The sequence below is a fragment of the Bacillus sp. JH7 genome, from assembly GCF_001563515.1.
Taxonomy (GTDB): Bacteria; Bacillota; Bacilli; order Bacillales; family Bacillaceae_G; genus Bacillus_A; species Bacillus_A cereus.
In genome coordinates this window covers 454,765-471,289 of record NZ_LPUS01000022.1, presented here as the reverse complement: position 1 = coordinate 471,289, position 16,525 = coordinate 454,765, and the positions used below count along the sequence as shown (strand labels likewise).

The following is a 16,525-nucleotide window of genomic DNA, read 5'->3' as shown; positions in this document are numbered from 1 at the left end:
TAAGCTTTTAATTGAAGTGTTTAAGGGCAGTTCAATTAAAGGGGAGATTGGATTATGGAATTATTAAGATCTCAATTATTTGCTTTAGAGTATATTTCAAAATATGCAGAGAACGAAAAACGTGAGGCTAAAGCAACGATTAATCATATACTTAAAATGTCTAATATTACAGATGAAATATTTGAAGAAGCTGTCGCTAATTTAAAATCTCATGCAAGGATTGCTTTACACTTTCATCCAGACAGACTAGATTCGAATATGAAAAGTGTTGCTGAAGCACTGTTTGAGCAAGGAGTATATAAAAGTCAGTTTGAAACATTGCTATCTAATGGAAGCGTATCTGCTTATCCTGGTGGTGAACGTGACCTTTGGGAAAAGAGAATATTTGGAGGGGCATATCAATTAGAAGGCGTAACGAATGATCAACGGCCAAAATACGGAGCGCTAAATTTAATGTTACATCCAGATGGGCCGGCTCCGCGTTTTGGTTCATGTTATTTTCTCTTATCTCCAAAAGTTTCTTCGCGCTCTACATATACATATTTAGATTCGCATCAAGATCCGAAAGAAAAGGGGACTTATGAGGAGTTTGATATGATTTTAGCTGCTCTTTTGGAAGAGACATTCGTAAGAGATTTTGCAATTGGTGAAGGGAATTTGACTCCAACAAGACTCATTCATCATTTGCTGGATAACCTGGAAAGACCGTTTATAGATTTCGCAGATAAAGAGCCAGCCCGTAATCTTAATCATTATATCGAAGCGCAAATTCATGGAGAGATTTCTCTTAAAGAAGACGTAGAGGTGCTTGTTGCAGATCCTTCATTTAAGGGTACGGATGTAGGAAGAGTTTTAGAAGAAATTTGCCTGAAGTATGCGATTGATTTGTATTGGCACATCGGTTTTGTACTTGCGGTAGACGAAGTTCCGATGGATTTTAGAGGTTCAAAAATGCCATCTTTAGCAAGGCGCATTGCACGGAATCATTGCATCGATGCAAATATAATTGGCTCTGCTGTAGTGGATTTGAAACGCAATCCATTATCTTGGAGTGATCGTGGAACTTATGAAGAAGTGCTTCAGGAATTAAAATTATTATGGCATGTTTTAGTTCGATTTGGAAAACCAAATCGGAAGTAGAACGAAATACTCCGTTTTTCGGAAGTATTTATATAGAAAAGAAGCTGATCTAAAAATAGATCAGCTTCTTTTTATAAGATTAAACTAAGTTTAATACAGTTACTTTTTCACGTGTCATAGACTCAAGGCTCTTACGAATACCTTGTGCGCCCATACCTGAACCTTTTACACCGATGAATGGGAAGTGGTCAGGGCCGCGCTCTGTGCGTCCGTTAATTTGTACAGAACCAGTTTCGATTTTGTTAGCAATTGCAAATGCTTTGTTAATGTCTTTAGTGAAGACACTTGCTTGCAGACCGAACTCTGATTTGTTAGCAATTTCAATTGCTTGCTCATCTGAAGAAACGCGGATGATTGGAAGGATTGGGCCAAATGGCTCTTCCCAAGCAACTTTCATTTCTTCTGTTACGTGGTCGATTAATGTTGGGTAAATTAAGTTACGCTCACGTTTGTTACCCATAACGATCGTAGCACCTTTTTCAACAGCGTCGTCAACTAAACCTTGAACGAAGTCAGCAGACTTGTCATCGATTAATGGAACGATTGTGCTATCTTGCTCTGGAGATCCAACTGATAGTTCCGCTACTTGCGCTTTTAATAAGTCAACAAGCTCGTCTGCTACGTTTTCGTGTACAAGTACACGTTTAATAGCTGTACAACGTTGACCAGAGTAAGAGAATGCACCGCTTACGATATGGTTTGCAGCATCTTGTAAGTCAGCATCTTCACGAACGATACCAGGGTCTTTCCCGCCAAGTTCTAATACAAGTGGAATCATTGCAGCTTTTTTCGCTAAATGTTTACCTGTGTTTGTACCACCTGTGAACGATACCATATTGATGCCTTCGTGTTCTACTAAGTAGTCACCAATTACAGAACCGCGTCCTGTAGCTACGTTTACAAGACCTTTTGGAAGGCCAGCTTTATGTAGTGCTTCAACCATTTTGATACCGCTAATTGCACCTTGAGTTGCTGGTTTGAAAATAACAGCGTTACCCATAATTAATGCTGGTGCAAGTTTTGCAGCAGATAAGTTTACTGGGTAGTTAAACGGTGCGATTGCTAATACAACACCAAGTGGTGCGCGTTGGATGATCGCAAGTTTAGATTTTGTACCGCCCGGGAAGCTATCGCCCATCATGCTTTCTCCGTGCATATGTAAAGCTTCTTCGATAGTGTAACGAATGAAGTCAGCTGTACGAACAACTTCTTTCTTCGCATCTTTATATCCTTTACCGACTTCTTTCATAATGATATCGGCAATTTCATCCTGCATATTTACGAGCTCATCAGCCCATTTATATAAATATTTTGCGCGATCTTGTAGAGAAGCTTCTGCCCATGATTTTTGAGCTTCTTTTGCAGATGCAATTGCTTCATCCACTTCTCCGCGAGTAATTGCTTGTACTTGTCCAATTACTTCGTGTAAGTATGGAGATGGAATTTCGATTGTTTCTCCTGAAGAGCTTTCTCTCCATTCTCCGTTTAAATAAAATTTGTACGTATTGCTAGTTGTCATGATTAGTCCTCCTAAAATAGCAACTTGTAAGAGTGAGTATAAGGTGATTGTAGGGGGTTTGATAACATTTTTCAAATGAAATGTTTGTGAAAACGATTTCTTATTCTTTTTTTTTTTTTGTATGCCCTTTCTTACAGAACATTCCCTTATTTCAAAATGGTGTATCATATATTTTTATTTGAAGTGTGAAAAAATAATTGACAGAATACTCAATAAAGTTGTAAGATTATAAATGGAAAATAAATGAAGGGGGTGTGCGTAATGATTGTAATCGTAAATGTAATGGGCTTAGCTCTGTTAAATGGCAGAAAACATTCATATCATTACGCAACCCGTACGGATATATAGGGCATCTTTGTCTTATAAAAAGCGTACGTTGCGTATATCGTAACGTACGCTTTTTATGCATTCCTGTGCATATCGTCAAGCGGCGGTATGCTTTTTTTTGTTTATTTTCCCTTGTTTAGTTCCGATAAAAAACTTTGGAAGGTGGAAAAATGTGATGAGATTGTATGGGTTACGAAATGTAAATGTGATGGGTCTGGATAGTGGATAAAGAAATGAGAGGTAAACGAGAACGAGAAGGGAGAGGTTACATTGTTATCAGTATTACTAAAGTTAAAATGGTTTTTTAGGGAGCACTGGAAGAGATATAGTATTGCTATTGGAGCTCTTTTAATTGTGAATATAGTTGAAGTTATTCCCCCGAAAGTGTTAGGGGTTACGATAGATAATATAAAAACAGGAACGTTATCGAACGAAGCAATTATGCAATCTATTCTTATTTTAATAGGGGTTACAATCGTTGGGTATGGTCTTACTTTCGTATGGCAACATCAATTGTTTGGAGGTGCATTTGTACTTGAGAAAACGATGCGCTCTAAATTTATGGGGCATTTACTTAAGATGACGCCGACTTTTTATCAAAAAAATCGTACTGGCGACTTAATGGCGAGGGCAACGAATGATTTAAAAGCAATCGCTATGACAGCTGGTTTTGGTATATTAACGCTTGTGGATTCTAGTTTATACATGCTTACGATCGTTTTTATGATGGGATTTACAATTAGTTGGGAGCTTACATTTGCAGCGCTTATTCCGCTTCCAATTATGGCGTATGCGATGAATATATATGGAAAGAAATTGCATGAAAGATTTACCGTTGCGCAAGATGCGTTTGGTGATATGAACGATAAAGTGCTTGAATCAATCGCTGGTGTGCGTGTTATTCGTGCATACGTACAAGAGAATGCAGATGAGGAAAGATTTCATCACTTAGGAGATGACGTCTACGCAAAAAATATGAAGGTAGCAAAGATTGATGCATTATTCCAACCAACTGTGAAAATGCTTGTCGGTCTTAGTTATTTAATTGGCTTAGTGTACGGTGCATATCTTGTGTTCCAGTCAAAGGTGACGCTTGGTGAACTCGTTTCTTTTAACGTGTATTTAGGGATGATGATTTGGCCGATGTTTGCAATTGGTGAATTAATTAATGTTATGCAAAGAGGAAATGCTTCGCTTGACCGTGTGAATGAAACGTTAGCGTATGAACCAGATGTAAAGGATCCGAAACATCCAAAGCTTGTGCAAGAGCCGGATTATATTCAGTTTGATGACGTTACCTTTTCATATCCTTCATCAACTGAAACAAATTTAAAAAAGGTTTCGTTTACCTTAAAACAAGGGGAGACGCTTGGGGTTGTCGGAAAAACAGGAAGCGGGAAAACGACGCTTGTACGTCAGCTTCTTCGTCAATATCCACTTGGAGATGGAGATATTGCAGTTTCTGATGTGACATTAGATAAAATGACGAATGAAAATGTACTCGGCTGGATTGGTTATGTACCGCAGGAGCATATTTTGTTCTCAAAAACAGCGCGAGAAAATATTTTATTCGGAAATAGGGAAGCGACTGAAGAAGAACTAGAGAAAGCAATTGAAATTGCTGCGTTTAAAAAGGATTTAGAGTTTTTACCAGAAGGGTTAGAAACGCTCGTTGGAGAGAAAGGTGTTTCTTTATCAGGAGGGCAAAAACAAAGGATCTCGATTGCAAGAGCTGTTATTCAAAATCCAGAAATTTTAATTTTGGACGATTCTTTATCAGCTGTAGATGCTCGTACGGAAGCAGCGATCATTGAAAATATAAGAACGGAAAGAAGCGGAAAGACGACGATTATTACGACGCATCGTTTATCAGCAGTGCAACATGCGGATTGGATTCTCGTTATGGATGAAGGCGCAGTTATAGAAGAAGGTACGCATGCTCAGCTTATCCAAAAGGGAGGCTGGTATGCTGAACAGTTTGAAAGACAACAAGGTGAAAGTGAAAGTGCGGATAGTGGGGTGAAAATATGAGCGTTTCAAAACGATTGTTTCAATACGCGATGAAAGTGAAAGGGACGATTTTTGCTGCGATGTTAATGTTATTTATTTTCGTCATCGCAGAGCTTGCTGGTCCTTTCGTCGCTAAAACGATGATTGACGATCATATCGTCGGGATAGAGAAACCTTGGTATGAAACAGAACAGAGTGAAGATGCTGTTTCGTATAATGGGGCTTTTTATAAGCGAAGTGATCGCTTTGAACAAGGCGAGAAAAAAGGAAAAGAAGTACGCGTGATGCAAGTCGGTTTTCAATATTATTTTGTACCGAATAAGGTAAATGTGGAAGGGTCACGTACTGTAAAAGGGGATATGATTACCGTTCAAAATGGTAAGGCGGTGCAAGTGTATAAAGCGAAAGCATTAACAAAGGAAGAAGTATTTGCATTTTATAAGCCAGAAATAAACCGTCTATTATTACTTGGTGGTGGCTATTTCGCTTTATTAGTAGTCGTGTCATTATTTGCATACGGAAAGCAGTTCTTCTTGCAAAAGGCAGCGAACAAAATTATTCAAATTATGAGGGAAGATGTGTTTTCTCATATTCAAACGTTGCCAATTCGTTACTTTGATCATTTACCGGCGGGGAAAATTGTTTCGCGTGTGACGAATGATACAGAGGCCATTCGTGATTTATATGTAACGGTGTTGGCAACATTCGTTTCTAGTATCATCTATATTATTGGGATATTTGCTGCGCTATTTTTATTAGATGTGAAGCTCGCTTCATTATGTTTATTAATTATCCCAATTTTAATTGTTTGGGCGATTCTTTATAGAAAATACGCGTCTGTATACAATCATAAAATGCGCTCTCGTTTATCTGATATTAACGGAACAGTAAATGAATCCATTCAAGGGATGCCAATTATTCAAGCGTTCCGTCAAGAGCGTGAAACGAAAAAAGAATTTGAAGAATTAAATGGCGATTATTTTAAGTATCAAAATAAAATTTTGAATTTAAATGCAGCAACTTCTCATAATTTAGTATCCGTATTAAGAAATATCGCTTTCACAGGTGTGATTTGGTATTTCGGTGGCGCTTCATTAAGTGCTACAGGCGTCATTTCTCTAGGGATACTGTATGCGTTCGTTGATTATTTAACACGATTGTTCTCACCGATTACAAATATGGTGAATCAGCTTGCTAACTTAGAACAATCGCGTGTTGCATCAGAGCGTGTTTTTGAATTGTTAGAGGAAAAAGGAGAAGCAGTAGAAGAAGAGCGTATGCCTCGCTTACAAGGAAATGTGAAGTTTGATAATGTATCGTTTTCTTATAATGGGAAAGATGAAGTGTTAAAAAATATTTCTTTTGAAGCGAAACAAGGGGAGACCGTGGCACTTGTCGGTCATACTGGATCAGGAAAAAGTTCTATTATGAACGTACTCTTTCAGTTTTACGAGTTTGAAAAAGGAAAGCTTACGATTGATGGTCATGATGTAAAAGAGATGCCGAAACAAGCAACTCGTGAACATATGGGAATTGTACTGCAAGATCCGTTTTTATTTAGCGGAACAGTAGCATCTAATGTAAGTTTAGAAAATGAAAAAATTTCAAAAGAGCGCATCGTAAAAGCATTGCGTGATGTTGGTGCTGAAAGATTTGCGAACAATATAAATGAAGAAATTACAGAAAAGGGAAGTACGCTTTCCACTGGAGAACGTCAGCTTATTTCGTTTGCTAGGGCGCTCGCTTTTGACCCAGCCATTTTAATTTTAGATGAAGCGACATCTAGTATCGATACAGAAACAGAGGCGATGATTCAACAAGCGCTAGAAGTTGTGAAAAAAGGAAGAACGACATTTATTATCGCTCACCGACTTTCAACAATTAAAAGCGCAGATCAAATTATTGTGCTTGATAGAGGAACCATTTTAGAAAAAGGGTCTCATGATGAGCTAATGAAAAAGCGCGGGCGTTATTATGATATGTACAAAACGCAAATGGAAGGGAATCAGAGCGCTTAATAGGTATGGGAGAGAACTTGTGATTTTCACAAGTTCTTTTTTTAGTGAATCAGGGCAGTTAAATAAGAAGTATTATTTTACCTTTCGTACAATAAATGCTATATTAAAAAATGTTACTTATTTTTTGTATGTAGCGTTATTTTTCCCTTTTGTTTGATTATGAAGAAAAAGGATAAACTAAATAAGAACATTTTCATTGAAAAATTGTTCAAGATTGCATACAATCAATATAGTTTTTAAATTCCTATCAGAATACTTGGAGGATTACTATCATGAAGAAATTATTTTCAGTGCTTGCAGTAACTACATTAGCGATCGGGATTGTAGCCGGCTGCGGTAAAGAAGAGAAAAAAGATACAGCTAGTCAAGACGCGTTACAAAAGATAAAACAAAGCGGTGAACTTGTAATTGGAACAGAAGGTACATACGCACCGTTCACATTCCATGATTCAAGCAATAAATTAACTGGATTTGACGTTGAACTATCAGAAGAAGTTGCAAAACGTTTAGGTGTAAAACCTGTATTTAAAGAAACACAATGGGATAGCTTACTTGCTGGCCTTGATGCAAAACGTTTCGATATGGTTGCAAACGAAGTTGGTATTCGTGAAGACCGTCAAAAGAAATATGATTTCTCTAAACCGTACGTTTCATCTTCAGCGGCATTAGTTATTGCAAAAGATAAAGATAAGCCTGCTACATTTGCTGATGTAAAAGGATTAAAAGGAGCACAATCTTTAACGAGTAACTATGCAGATATCGCTAAGAAAAATGGTGCGGAAATTATTGGTGTAGAAGGATTTAGCCAAGCGGCAGAATTATTAGCTTCAGGACGCGTTGATTTTACAATTAATGATAAGTTATCAGTATTAAATTATTTAGAAACGAAAAAAGATGCGAAAATTAAAATTGTAGATACTGAAAAAGAAGCTTCAGAAAGTGGATTCTTATTCCGTAAAGGTAGCGATAAGCTTGTACAAGAAGTAGATAAAGCGTTAGAAGATATGAAAAAAGACGGTACGTATGACAAAATAACGAAAAAATGGTTCGGTGAAAATGTATCTAAGTAGTGCATTGGTTTCAGATCGATTGTCTACTTGGATAGATATTATGCAGACTTCCTTCATGCCTATGCTGAAGGAAGCTGTTTTTACAACAATTCCATTAACGCTTATTACATTTATTATCGGGATTATACTGGCAACGTTAACAGCGCTCGCACGTATTTCTGGTAGTCGTATTTTACAATGGATTGCTCGTATCTATGTATCTATCATTCGCGGAACGCCACTTCTTGTACAATTATTTATTATTTTCTATGGTCTTCCAACTCTTAATATTGAAGTTGAGCCATATACAGCAGCAGTTGTTGGATTTTCATTAAATGTCGGTGCATATGCATCTGAAATTATTCGTGCTTCTATCCTTTCCATTCCGAAAGGGCAGTGGGAAGCAGCTTATACAATTGGGATGACATATCCACAAGCATTAAAACGTGTTATTTTACCACAAGCAACGCGCGTATCAATCCCGCCGCTTTCGAATACATTTATTAGCTTAGTGAAAGATACTTCGTTAGCATCGTTAATTTTAGTAACAGAAATGTTCCGAAAAGCGCAGGAAATTGCGGCGATGAACTACGAGTTTTTAATTGTTTATTTTGAAGCAGGTCTTATTTATTGGGTTATTTGTTTCTTATTATCAATCGTACAACAGATGTTAGAAAAGCGTTCAGAACGCTACACATTAAAATAATCCTTTTACAAAAGGAGTTTTTGTTTTTATGATTTCAATTCAGCACTTACAAAAAAGTTTCGGAGATAATACCGTACTAAAGCATATAGATTTAACAGTTGAGAAGGGGGAGGTTGTTGTTATTATTGGTCCGTCTGGATCTGGTAAAACGACATTCTTACGTTGTCTCAATGTATTAGAAACGCCAAACGCTGGTAATATTCGTATCGGTAATAAAGAGCTTAACTTCTCTCAAAAAGTAACGAAGAAAGATATTGTTAATCTTCGTACGCAAACAGGTATGGTATTCCAGCACCATAATTTATTCCCGCATTTAACAGCACTTCAAAATGTAATGGAAGGGCTCGTTACAGTGAAAAAGATGGGGAAAGAAGAAGCAAAGAAAAAAGCACACTATTTCCTTGAAAAAGTTGGTTTAGCAGATAAAGTGGATTTATATCCGTTCCAATTATCAGGCGGACAGCAACAGCGCGTTGGAATTGCGCGCGCGCTTGCGATGGAGCCGGAAGTGTTACTATTTGATGAGCCGACGTCAGCGCTTGATCCTGAACTCGTTCAAGAAGTTCTGAAAGTAATGAAAGAACTTGCTAAAGAAGGCATGACAATGGTTATTGTAACGCACGAAATGCGTTTTGCACATCAAATTGCGAACCGTGTTATTTTCATGGATGGTGGTGTCGTTGTCGAACAAGGTACACCAGAAGAAGTATTTACAAATCCAAAAGAAGAACGTACGAAGAAGTTTTTACAAATGTTGCAATAAATTAAGGAAGGTCTCAAGGCATATGCCTTGAGACCTTTTTGCCATATATATTTATTTGTGGAATCCGCCAAGGCTTTGCTCAGCCATTGCAACTAGACGTTTTGTGATTTCTCCACCAACTGAACCGTTAGCGCGAGCCGTAGAATCTGCTCCTAATTGTACACCAAATTCTTGAGCGATTTCGTACTTCATTTGATCGATTGCAGCTGTTGCACCTGGTACTACTAATTGATTTGAAGAATTTTGGTTTGCCATAGGAATATATCCTCCTTAGAGTTATAAAAGTTTTTTTGGTTGGACTAGCTGGAGTTGAACCAGATTATCGCCCCGATTGGCGCTAATCCATCGGTAATTAAGTTTGTACTCATAGTATGGATGTTACCTAGAAAGATATACAAAATAATAATTTGTAAATTTTGTCAAAAAAAAACTTATTGATTTCGTAAATTATGAAATAAGAGTAATCGTTGTATTTTTAAGAAAACAGGCCAAACTAAGGAGGATATTAAATATAATTTTCTCATTGTAGCCTGCTACTTGTAGGCTAATTATTAGCTTCTTATATAGGATTTATTGAAATAAAAATGAAATCGGTAGCAACTTTATAGTTCTATTTTTAAGTAGGGATGGAGTGGGCACTCCTATGTCTGGATAGGTTGCTCTCTTCACTCTAAAAAAGAGAGGCTTTAAACGATAACGTATGGAGGAATCATGATGGGGATTTGCCCGCTTTGCAACGCATTAGAATCACAAACATATTCTTGTCAAAATTGCCAAAGTATACTCCAAGATTATGGGAAGTCTGTAGATTACATAGACGATTATAGTGCCTATATGGATCAAGAATTATTAAGTGCAGTAGATGGTTTAACGCATAATAATTCAAATGAATATTGCAATCATATTTTTTATTGCGGAGTATGTAGCGTGGAAACTGAGGTTGTAGTAAAACTTGTGTAAATAGAAAACTTCCACCTTATTATCTAGGTGGAAGTTTTTGTTTTTGTATTTGTGAGTGAATCATAGGAGAAGGGATATGTTCGGTGTTTGATGAAGCCCCTGATTTTATTTGAGACATTTTTTCCTTTGTATCACGTAAAGAATGTTCAGTTAAGTAGACGGCATATTCGTAAAATAATTGGCGTGTCAGTTCACTTTGTTCTTTTAATTTGGCATCTTGGAATACAGTTCGCCCAGGTTTAGAGTTGGCTTCAAATAACCACGGATTTTCCTTTGTGTCTAAACCGATATCGAAACCAATCTCACCGATGTTTCCAGTTACTTGCTCGTCGAGTGCATAACTTATTTGCAGAGCTGTTTGTTTTAATTTATTTTCAATTTGAACTTGCTTCGTTGAATCTGGAAAAAGCTCTTGTAGCAATTTTGTATTACCGCCGCTATTTACATGCGTTGTTAAACTGCCTTTGCCGGCGATTTTGGCGACGATTGCACTAACTATCCAATTACCGAAATGATTTTTATTTGTATGAATGCGGAAATCAACAGGTTGACCATCAAAGCGAAGTAACGAAATACCTTGCTGTACGATAAACTTTTTTAAATCATGCCCTTTTAATACGTGGTTTAGAAGAGTTTCTAATGATTGATACTTTCTTAGTTTATTTTCTTCATTTTCGCGATAACGACAGTAGTAGCAATTCTCTGTTTGAGAATAAAATATTTGATGAATATTTCTACCGAAGCTCCCGTGTATTGGTTTCATGTACACAGATTTATACGTGCCAAGAAACCGTTCTACTTGTTCAAAATGCTGAAATGCTTCTGTGTTTGGTAATAAGGGTCTAATTGATTCGTCTTTCATAAGAAGTTGATGAACTTCCCATTTGTTGAAAAAACCTGGGTTAAACCATGGAATGGAGTAGTCTTGTTCTAACTTTCTTTTTGCTCTGACGATTGGTTTATAATTTTCCGCTTGTCGATTCGGTAATCGATCGTAAATGACGTTTGGTAAAGGGACCTTTTTCTTTATCCATTGTTTCTCTTGAAAGAAATATCCTTCAATCGTTTCTTCTTCCCAGTTTATATGTTGAACGCCAAAGACGAATACGAACGGTCGTAATGAGAATGGTGGTGTTAACAACTCACTGAGAGCAATTGAACGATTTCCTAAAGGATTAGAAGAATCATCGTTAAAGCCAGTTGTGAAAATGCCGATTAATGGTCCGAAAATAATTGTTTGGTTTTGTGTGAATGCATGAATAGTAGTTGATTGAGGTAGTAAAAGTTTATCGGCAATATGTTTTCCAATAATAATTTCGCGAGTAAAGGAATAATGAATTTTTACTTCTTCACTTGCTATATGACGTATGCCGAAGGAGAGGGATGTAATAGGTGGCGTAATAGAAAAAACGTAAGGTAAAGTAATACTATTTGGATGTTCATCTGAAATGTTTAATGTATATATATGTTCTTTCAAAATAGGTTTACCTCCTTTCATTATGGTGTAAAGCGACTGAATTTAAGTGGTCCGTGAAATATCTTTTCAGCTAATGAATCACTATGACGAATGTATTGTTCGTAAGGAGGGATCGTGTTGACATACATAAGCCAGATTGCACCTTTTTGATCCATAATTGTGGAAAGTTCTAGTTCAAATAACGAAGAATAAGACTGATCTAGTGTTTGGAATACTTCATTTATAATGTCGTGTAAAGCGTCGTGTAATAGTTGCACACCTGTACTAGATAGTACGTATTTAATTTTTGAAAATGAATGTAATGAATCATCGTCCGTTGTTGAGGGTAAAAGCTGATTAGGAAATGAGCTTTTTTGTATAAATTGACCGATAACATTCCAAGTTTGTTCTTTGTTTTTTTGCAAAATGGTTCGAATGTGCAGTGGATATGTTAATTGATTTGGTGGTTGTAGCATAGTGTGCGCTATGTAACGTGATGAACGTATGTTAGATTTACACCAAGATATAAATTCGTCTGTGCGTTTGATTGGAATAGAAGTATGGTATTTTTCATTTACCGTATCGATCTGAAACGTTTTATTTTTGTAAGCGACTCGATATAAGTTATCTTTAGAATGTATATTAGTGGGGCGTATAATAATATCTTTAGTTTTTAACAACAGTTTGAAAATGTTTTGTATCGTCGCAATTTCAAATTTTGGTATATAAGGAGACAGTTTTTTATTAGTGAGAAATAAATCATGTAGTTCACTTGAATTAATAAGTGTGTTATTTAAAAAGGTAGTGGAAGGACGATTGTGCAAAGAGTGAATAATTGATTTTACTTTTTCAAAGTCTGTTTCCTCTTGAAAAGAATAACGATCATATATATAAGAAGGAATAGGGAATGTTTGCTTTTTCCATTTTCCTGTATCTGTATCGTAAATAAGACCAGAAACAAGGTCTGTTTTAGGATCAATACAAAATGGCGTAAACTGGGCAACGACATTATGATAAAGCCGAGCGCGTTTAGCGATTTCGGTGTAATACGTTTGCTCATAATGAAGTTTAGAAGTTAAAAGGCCGAGAACCAACGAAATCACTCCTTTACTACTATTTGCATAATAGGCGAAGCTATATATTGCAAATACGTTTTTATACCATTATACTTTTGTCCGTATGATGATATGCTATAGTTTTGGAGTAGTGAAAGGTTGATTGTAATGAATATATGGTTAAATATGTTAACGACGACAGGACTCGGAGCAATTATTGGAGGATATACGAATCATTTAGCGATAAAAATGTTATTTCGTCCTCATCGTCCTATTTATATCGGAAAGTTTCAAGTTCCATTTACACCAGGGTTAATTCCGAAGCGGCGTGATGAACTTGCTGTTCAATTAGGAAAAATGGTTGTAGAACATTTGTTAACACCAGAAGGAATCGGAAAAAAGCTAACAAATGAAGAGTTTCAAAAAGGTTTAATTCACTGGGCGCAAGTGGAAGTGGATAAAGTAATTACGAATGAACAATCACTGCGATATATGTTAGAAAAATGGAATGTAGCACATGTAGAAGAAGAAGCAACTCGAAAAATCGAACATGTGATTACAGAAAAAATTCATGCATTTTTAGCAGAGTATTATACATATACATGGGAACAGGCTTTACCTCATTCTGTACATGAAAAGATAGAGAATGCGATTCCGAATGCCTCGGCGTTTATTTTAGAGCGAGGAATTAGCTTTTTTGAAAGTGAAGAAGGGAAAGCGCGTCTTTCAAAAATGATTGATGATTTCTTTGCTTCTCGTGGAACGCTACTTAACTTAGTTGGGATGTTTTTAGGAAATGTGAGTCTAGTGGATCGTGTGCAGCCAGAAGTTATTAAGTTTTTAGGGCAAGATGCTACAAAGCAGCTTTTAACTGACGTACTGCAAAAAGAGTGGGAAAAGTTAAAAGGAAGAGATGTAAAAGAATTAGAAGCATTTGTAGAGAAAGAAATGATTGTAAGCTCCGTGCTGTCAGCAGTTAAAGTAGAGGAAACAGTGAGTAAGTTTTTTAATCAATCGGTTCAGCAAGTATGTGAACCAGTTCGAGAAACAATTATTGAAAAAGTGGTTCCAAGTGCAGTAACGAAAGGCTTAAAGTGGGGAACAGAAAACGTAGAGAGTATACTAAACAATCTACACCTTGCGGAAATTGTCCAGCAAGAAGTGTCTACATTCTCAACAGAAAGATTAGAAGACTTAGTTCTGTCTATTACGAAAAACGAATTAAAAATGATTACGTATTTAGGAGCGTTATTAGGCGGAATGATCGGGCTCGTACAAGGATTGTTACTATTGTTTCTTAGATAATAAGGTGAGTACATAGAAATAAAAGTGAAATTTCTTCACATCTCTTGCATAGTTTGATATGGTAAGAAGAGGTGCGTATGTAAATGCACTGAAAAGGCAGTGCGTATGAAAAGCGCTAGCCTTCTAAAGGAGGAAAAATAAAATGACAAAGAACATTCATGATGTTGCATATGAATTACAAAAAGCAATCGCTGAAAACGATGACTTCAAAACTTTAAAAGAGAGCTACGCAGCAGTTCAAGCTGACACAGCTTCAAAGAACTTATTCGATGAGTTCCGTACAATGCAACTTAGCCTACAACAAAAAATGATGCAAGGCCAAGAAATCACTGAAGAAGACAACCAACAAGCACAAGAAGTTGTAGCTCGCATTCAACAAGATGCTAAAATTACAAAATTAATGGAAACTGAGCAACGCCTAAACGTTGTAATCGGTGACGTTAACAAAATTATCATGAAGCCACTTGAAGAATTATATAGCGCGCAACAACAAGCGTAATAGTGGAAGACGCTCCTAGTTTAGGAGCGTCTTTTTTGTTTAGGGAATTTAATAGTTATATCACAAAAACTCCCTTTCAAAATAGCCATTTCTTATTGATTATTTTGAAAGGGATATGTAACACATCGGTTAATTTTTTTTATTGCTGTTAATTGAAGTTTTAATATTTTTTTCGTTCAAAAACTTTTCAATCTCTTTTTGTTTCCTCCCATTTATTTTCTCAAGGCGTTTCGTAAAAGAAAAATTCGCCTTGAATAAGTTACCATCTTGGGCGAGTTTGTCTAACTCTTGATCTAGTTCTACTGAAAGTGCTGTAGACGATGAAATAAATTCATATATTTCTTTTGAAGGCTTTTTGTAATCATCAGGGATTGTATTGTTACTAATAAAATTATGGAAGTTTGCATCATTTTGCTTCGCTAACTCTATTAGTTTTTGTAATTTTTCTCGGTCAGATTCAGTGAAATTCTTATCAGAATTTGTTGAAGCGAGAGGAATTATATTTTCAGCTAACTCCCAACTATAATCTATATAATTTTTTATATTTTGTTTCATTTCGTCTTCACTAATAGTTTCATTTTTCTTTGAGGAACTAAATATATTTTCTGGAACTTTAATAGCAACATCTTTAATAGATTGTACATCATTTTTTTCCTTAGGCTGTACACTGTTTGAACAAGCTGATAGAAATAACATTGTAAGTAACATGAATGGGTATAAAATATAATTTTTCATCTTAATCTCCTTTTGCATTAGTGTCGTTGCAAAATAGCTACATTCCATTTCAAATACTTAACTAAAGCTACGTATAGATGTTTTATTATTTGATAACATATGACTGATATTAGTAAGCCGATGCAAAAAGCTATGAATACATTGTAAACATCGGAATAACTGATTTGGTGAAACCCTTTAAAGAATCCTAATCCTATTAATAAAATAGGCGAAATAATTAATACTGGCGTGGCAATGATAAGTGCTAGAAGAATCGGTAATAAAAAGAGTAGTACGAAAAAGGCGATAATGATACATATAAAGTTTAAAATACTTAAGCTCATAACAGAAAACAGTGCTGTCATAATATTTTTTAGGCTGCGCCTATTGTCAGCGTTACTTATTACATATGAAATATTAAGTTCTTTAGCGATAGTTTTAGGGTTTCCTAGCTTTTTAGAAATTTCCTCTTCAGATATTCCATCTTGTTTACCACTAATAAAATGAGTTTCGTACTCCGAGATAATATCCTCTTTTTCTAAATTAGGCATATTCCGTAGGGAAGAACTAAGTTGCTCTAAAAATTCATTTTTGTTCATAACAATCACTTTCCTTTATAAAATGATGAATTATGGCTGAAAATCCTATCTTTTTTCTAAACAGCACACTCAATCTATATCTACTTTTTGAAAGGAGATATACTAATTGTGAATAAAATTCCAAATGATGGGTATTCCATTATTTACAAATATATCACTTACTATTATTCTTTGCAAGGTACTATAAATTTGTTAATAATGTGAATAGGTGGAAGTATTTTTGTACATTTTTAGAAGAGATATAAAAATGTTATTTTAAGATAAACAAAAGGTTGTAAGCGTATTCTTTAAATCTTGTCAAAATAATGTCGAATTCATATTGTTGGAAAAATAATGCATTTGTAATATAATGATAAATGATACTTCACCAGCTTAATTAACTAGGTGAAATTAAAATCTTTATTA

14 protein-coding genes and 1 pseudogene are annotated in these 16,525 nt (G+C 35.8%); 9 read left to right on the top strand and 6 right to left on the bottom strand.

All coding sequences use genetic code 11. The features are described from left to right. Positions 1-54 precede the first annotated feature (54 nt). A complete protein-coding gene (locus AU379_RS22865) occupies positions 55-1,140 on the top strand; it encodes a DUF3626 domain-containing protein (protein WP_061139756.1) in 1,086 nt (361 codons plus the stop codon). Positions 1,141-1,219: 79 nt separating this feature from the next. On the opposite strand, the gene gapN is transcribed toward AU379_RS22865, so the two are convergent. Further along, entirely contained in the window at positions 1,220-2,659 is a 1,440-nt protein-coding gene (gapN, locus tag AU379_RS22860; RefSeq protein ID WP_061139755.1) for an NADP-dependent glyceraldehyde-3-phosphate dehydrogenase, read from the bottom strand. A 597-nt stretch (positions 2,660-3,256) separates the two neighbouring features. Here gapN and AU379_RS22855 point away from each other — a divergent pair. From AU379_RS22855 to AU379_RS22835, 5 genes are all read left to right on the top strand, one after another. Then, entirely contained in the window at positions 3,257-5,017 is a 1,761-nt protein-coding gene (locus AU379_RS22855; RefSeq protein WP_061139754.1) for an ABC transporter transmembrane domain-containing protein, read from the top strand. Next, positions 5,014-7,014: an ABC transporter ATP-binding protein gene (locus AU379_RS22850; RefSeq protein WP_000116648.1), complete on the top strand. Its 2,001-nt coding sequence runs from the start codon at positions 5,014-5,016 to the stop codon at positions 7,012-7,014. Before AU379_RS22855 ends, AU379_RS22850 begins: the two co-directional genes overlap by 4 nt. A 272-nt stretch (positions 7,015-7,286) precedes the next feature. Further along, a complete protein-coding gene (locus AU379_RS22845) occupies positions 7,287-8,084 on the top strand; it encodes an amino acid ABC transporter substrate-binding protein (RefSeq protein ID WP_003311772.1) in 798 nt (265 codons plus the stop codon). Continuing rightward, positions 8,071-8,769 carry an amino acid ABC transporter permease gene (locus tag AU379_RS22840; RefSeq protein WP_000281499.1) on the top strand — a complete coding sequence of 233 codons (699 nt, stop codon included), beginning with the start codon at positions 8,071-8,073 and terminating at the stop codon, positions 8,767-8,769. Before AU379_RS22845 ends, AU379_RS22840 begins: the two co-directional genes overlap by 14 nt. A gap of 28 nt (positions 8,770-8,797) precedes the next feature. Beyond that, positions 8,798-9,532, top strand: a complete 735-nt coding sequence (locus tag AU379_RS22835) for an amino acid ABC transporter ATP-binding protein (protein WP_000623608.1) — start codon at positions 8,798-8,800, stop codon at positions 9,530-9,532. Between the two features lie 51 nt (positions 9,533-9,583). Here the strand turns inward: AU379_RS22835 and sasP are convergent, their stop codons facing one another. After that, positions 9,584-9,787 carry a small acid-soluble spore protein, SasP family gene (gene sasP, locus AU379_RS22830; RefSeq protein WP_000013338.1) on the bottom strand — a complete coding sequence of 68 codons (204 nt, stop codon included), beginning with the start codon at positions 9,785-9,787 and terminating at the stop codon, positions 9,584-9,586. Between the two features lie 459 nt (positions 9,788-10,246). Here sasP and AU379_RS22825 point away from each other — a divergent pair, with 459 nt between their 5' ends. After that, positions 10,247-10,492 carry a hypothetical protein gene (locus AU379_RS22825; protein WP_000510475.1) on the top strand — a complete coding sequence of 82 codons (246 nt, stop codon included), beginning with the start codon at positions 10,247-10,249 and terminating at the stop codon, positions 10,490-10,492. 19 nt (positions 10,493-10,511) lie between these two features. Here the strand turns inward: AU379_RS22825 and AU379_RS22820 are convergent, their stop codons facing one another. Then, the gene (locus AU379_RS22820; RefSeq protein WP_000658091.1) at positions 10,512-11,969 is read right to left on the bottom strand and encodes a YheC/YheD family protein; all 1,458 of its coding nucleotides are present in this window, start codon (positions 11,967-11,969) and stop codon (positions 10,512-10,514) included. Between the two features lie 20 nt (positions 11,970-11,989). Next, positions 11,990-13,042: a YheC/YheD family protein gene (locus AU379_RS22815; RefSeq protein ID WP_000242813.1), complete on the bottom strand. Its 1,053-nt coding sequence runs from the start codon at positions 13,040-13,042 to the stop codon at positions 11,990-11,992. A 129-nt stretch (positions 13,043-13,171) separates the two neighbouring features. Here AU379_RS22815 and AU379_RS22810 point away from each other — a divergent pair, with 129 nt between their 5' ends. Next, the gene (locus tag AU379_RS22810; RefSeq protein ID WP_061139776.1) at positions 13,172-14,308 is read left to right on the top strand and encodes a DUF445 family protein; all 1,137 of its coding nucleotides are present in this window, start codon (positions 13,172-13,174) and stop codon (positions 14,306-14,308) included. Positions 14,309-14,450: 142 nt separating this feature from the next. Then, the gene (locus AU379_RS22805) at positions 14,451-14,807 is read left to right on the top strand and encodes a YlbF/YmcA family competence regulator (protein WP_000164610.1); all 357 of its coding nucleotides are present in this window, start codon (positions 14,451-14,453) and stop codon (positions 14,805-14,807) included. A 92-nt stretch (positions 14,808-14,899) separates the two neighbouring features. On the opposite strand, the pseudogene AU379_RS22800 reads toward AU379_RS22805, so the two are convergent. Both AU379_RS22800 and AU379_RS22795 read right to left on the bottom strand, forming a co-directional pair. Continuing rightward, positions 14,900-15,542 (bottom strand): annotated as a pseudogene (locus AU379_RS22800) (NDxxF motif lipoprotein). A gap of 17 nt (positions 15,543-15,559) precedes the next feature. Further along, a complete protein-coding gene (locus tag AU379_RS22795) occupies positions 15,560-16,120 on the bottom strand; it encodes a DUF1700 domain-containing protein (protein WP_030023509.1) in 561 nt (186 codons plus the stop codon). Positions 16,121-16,525 lie beyond the last annotated feature (405 nt).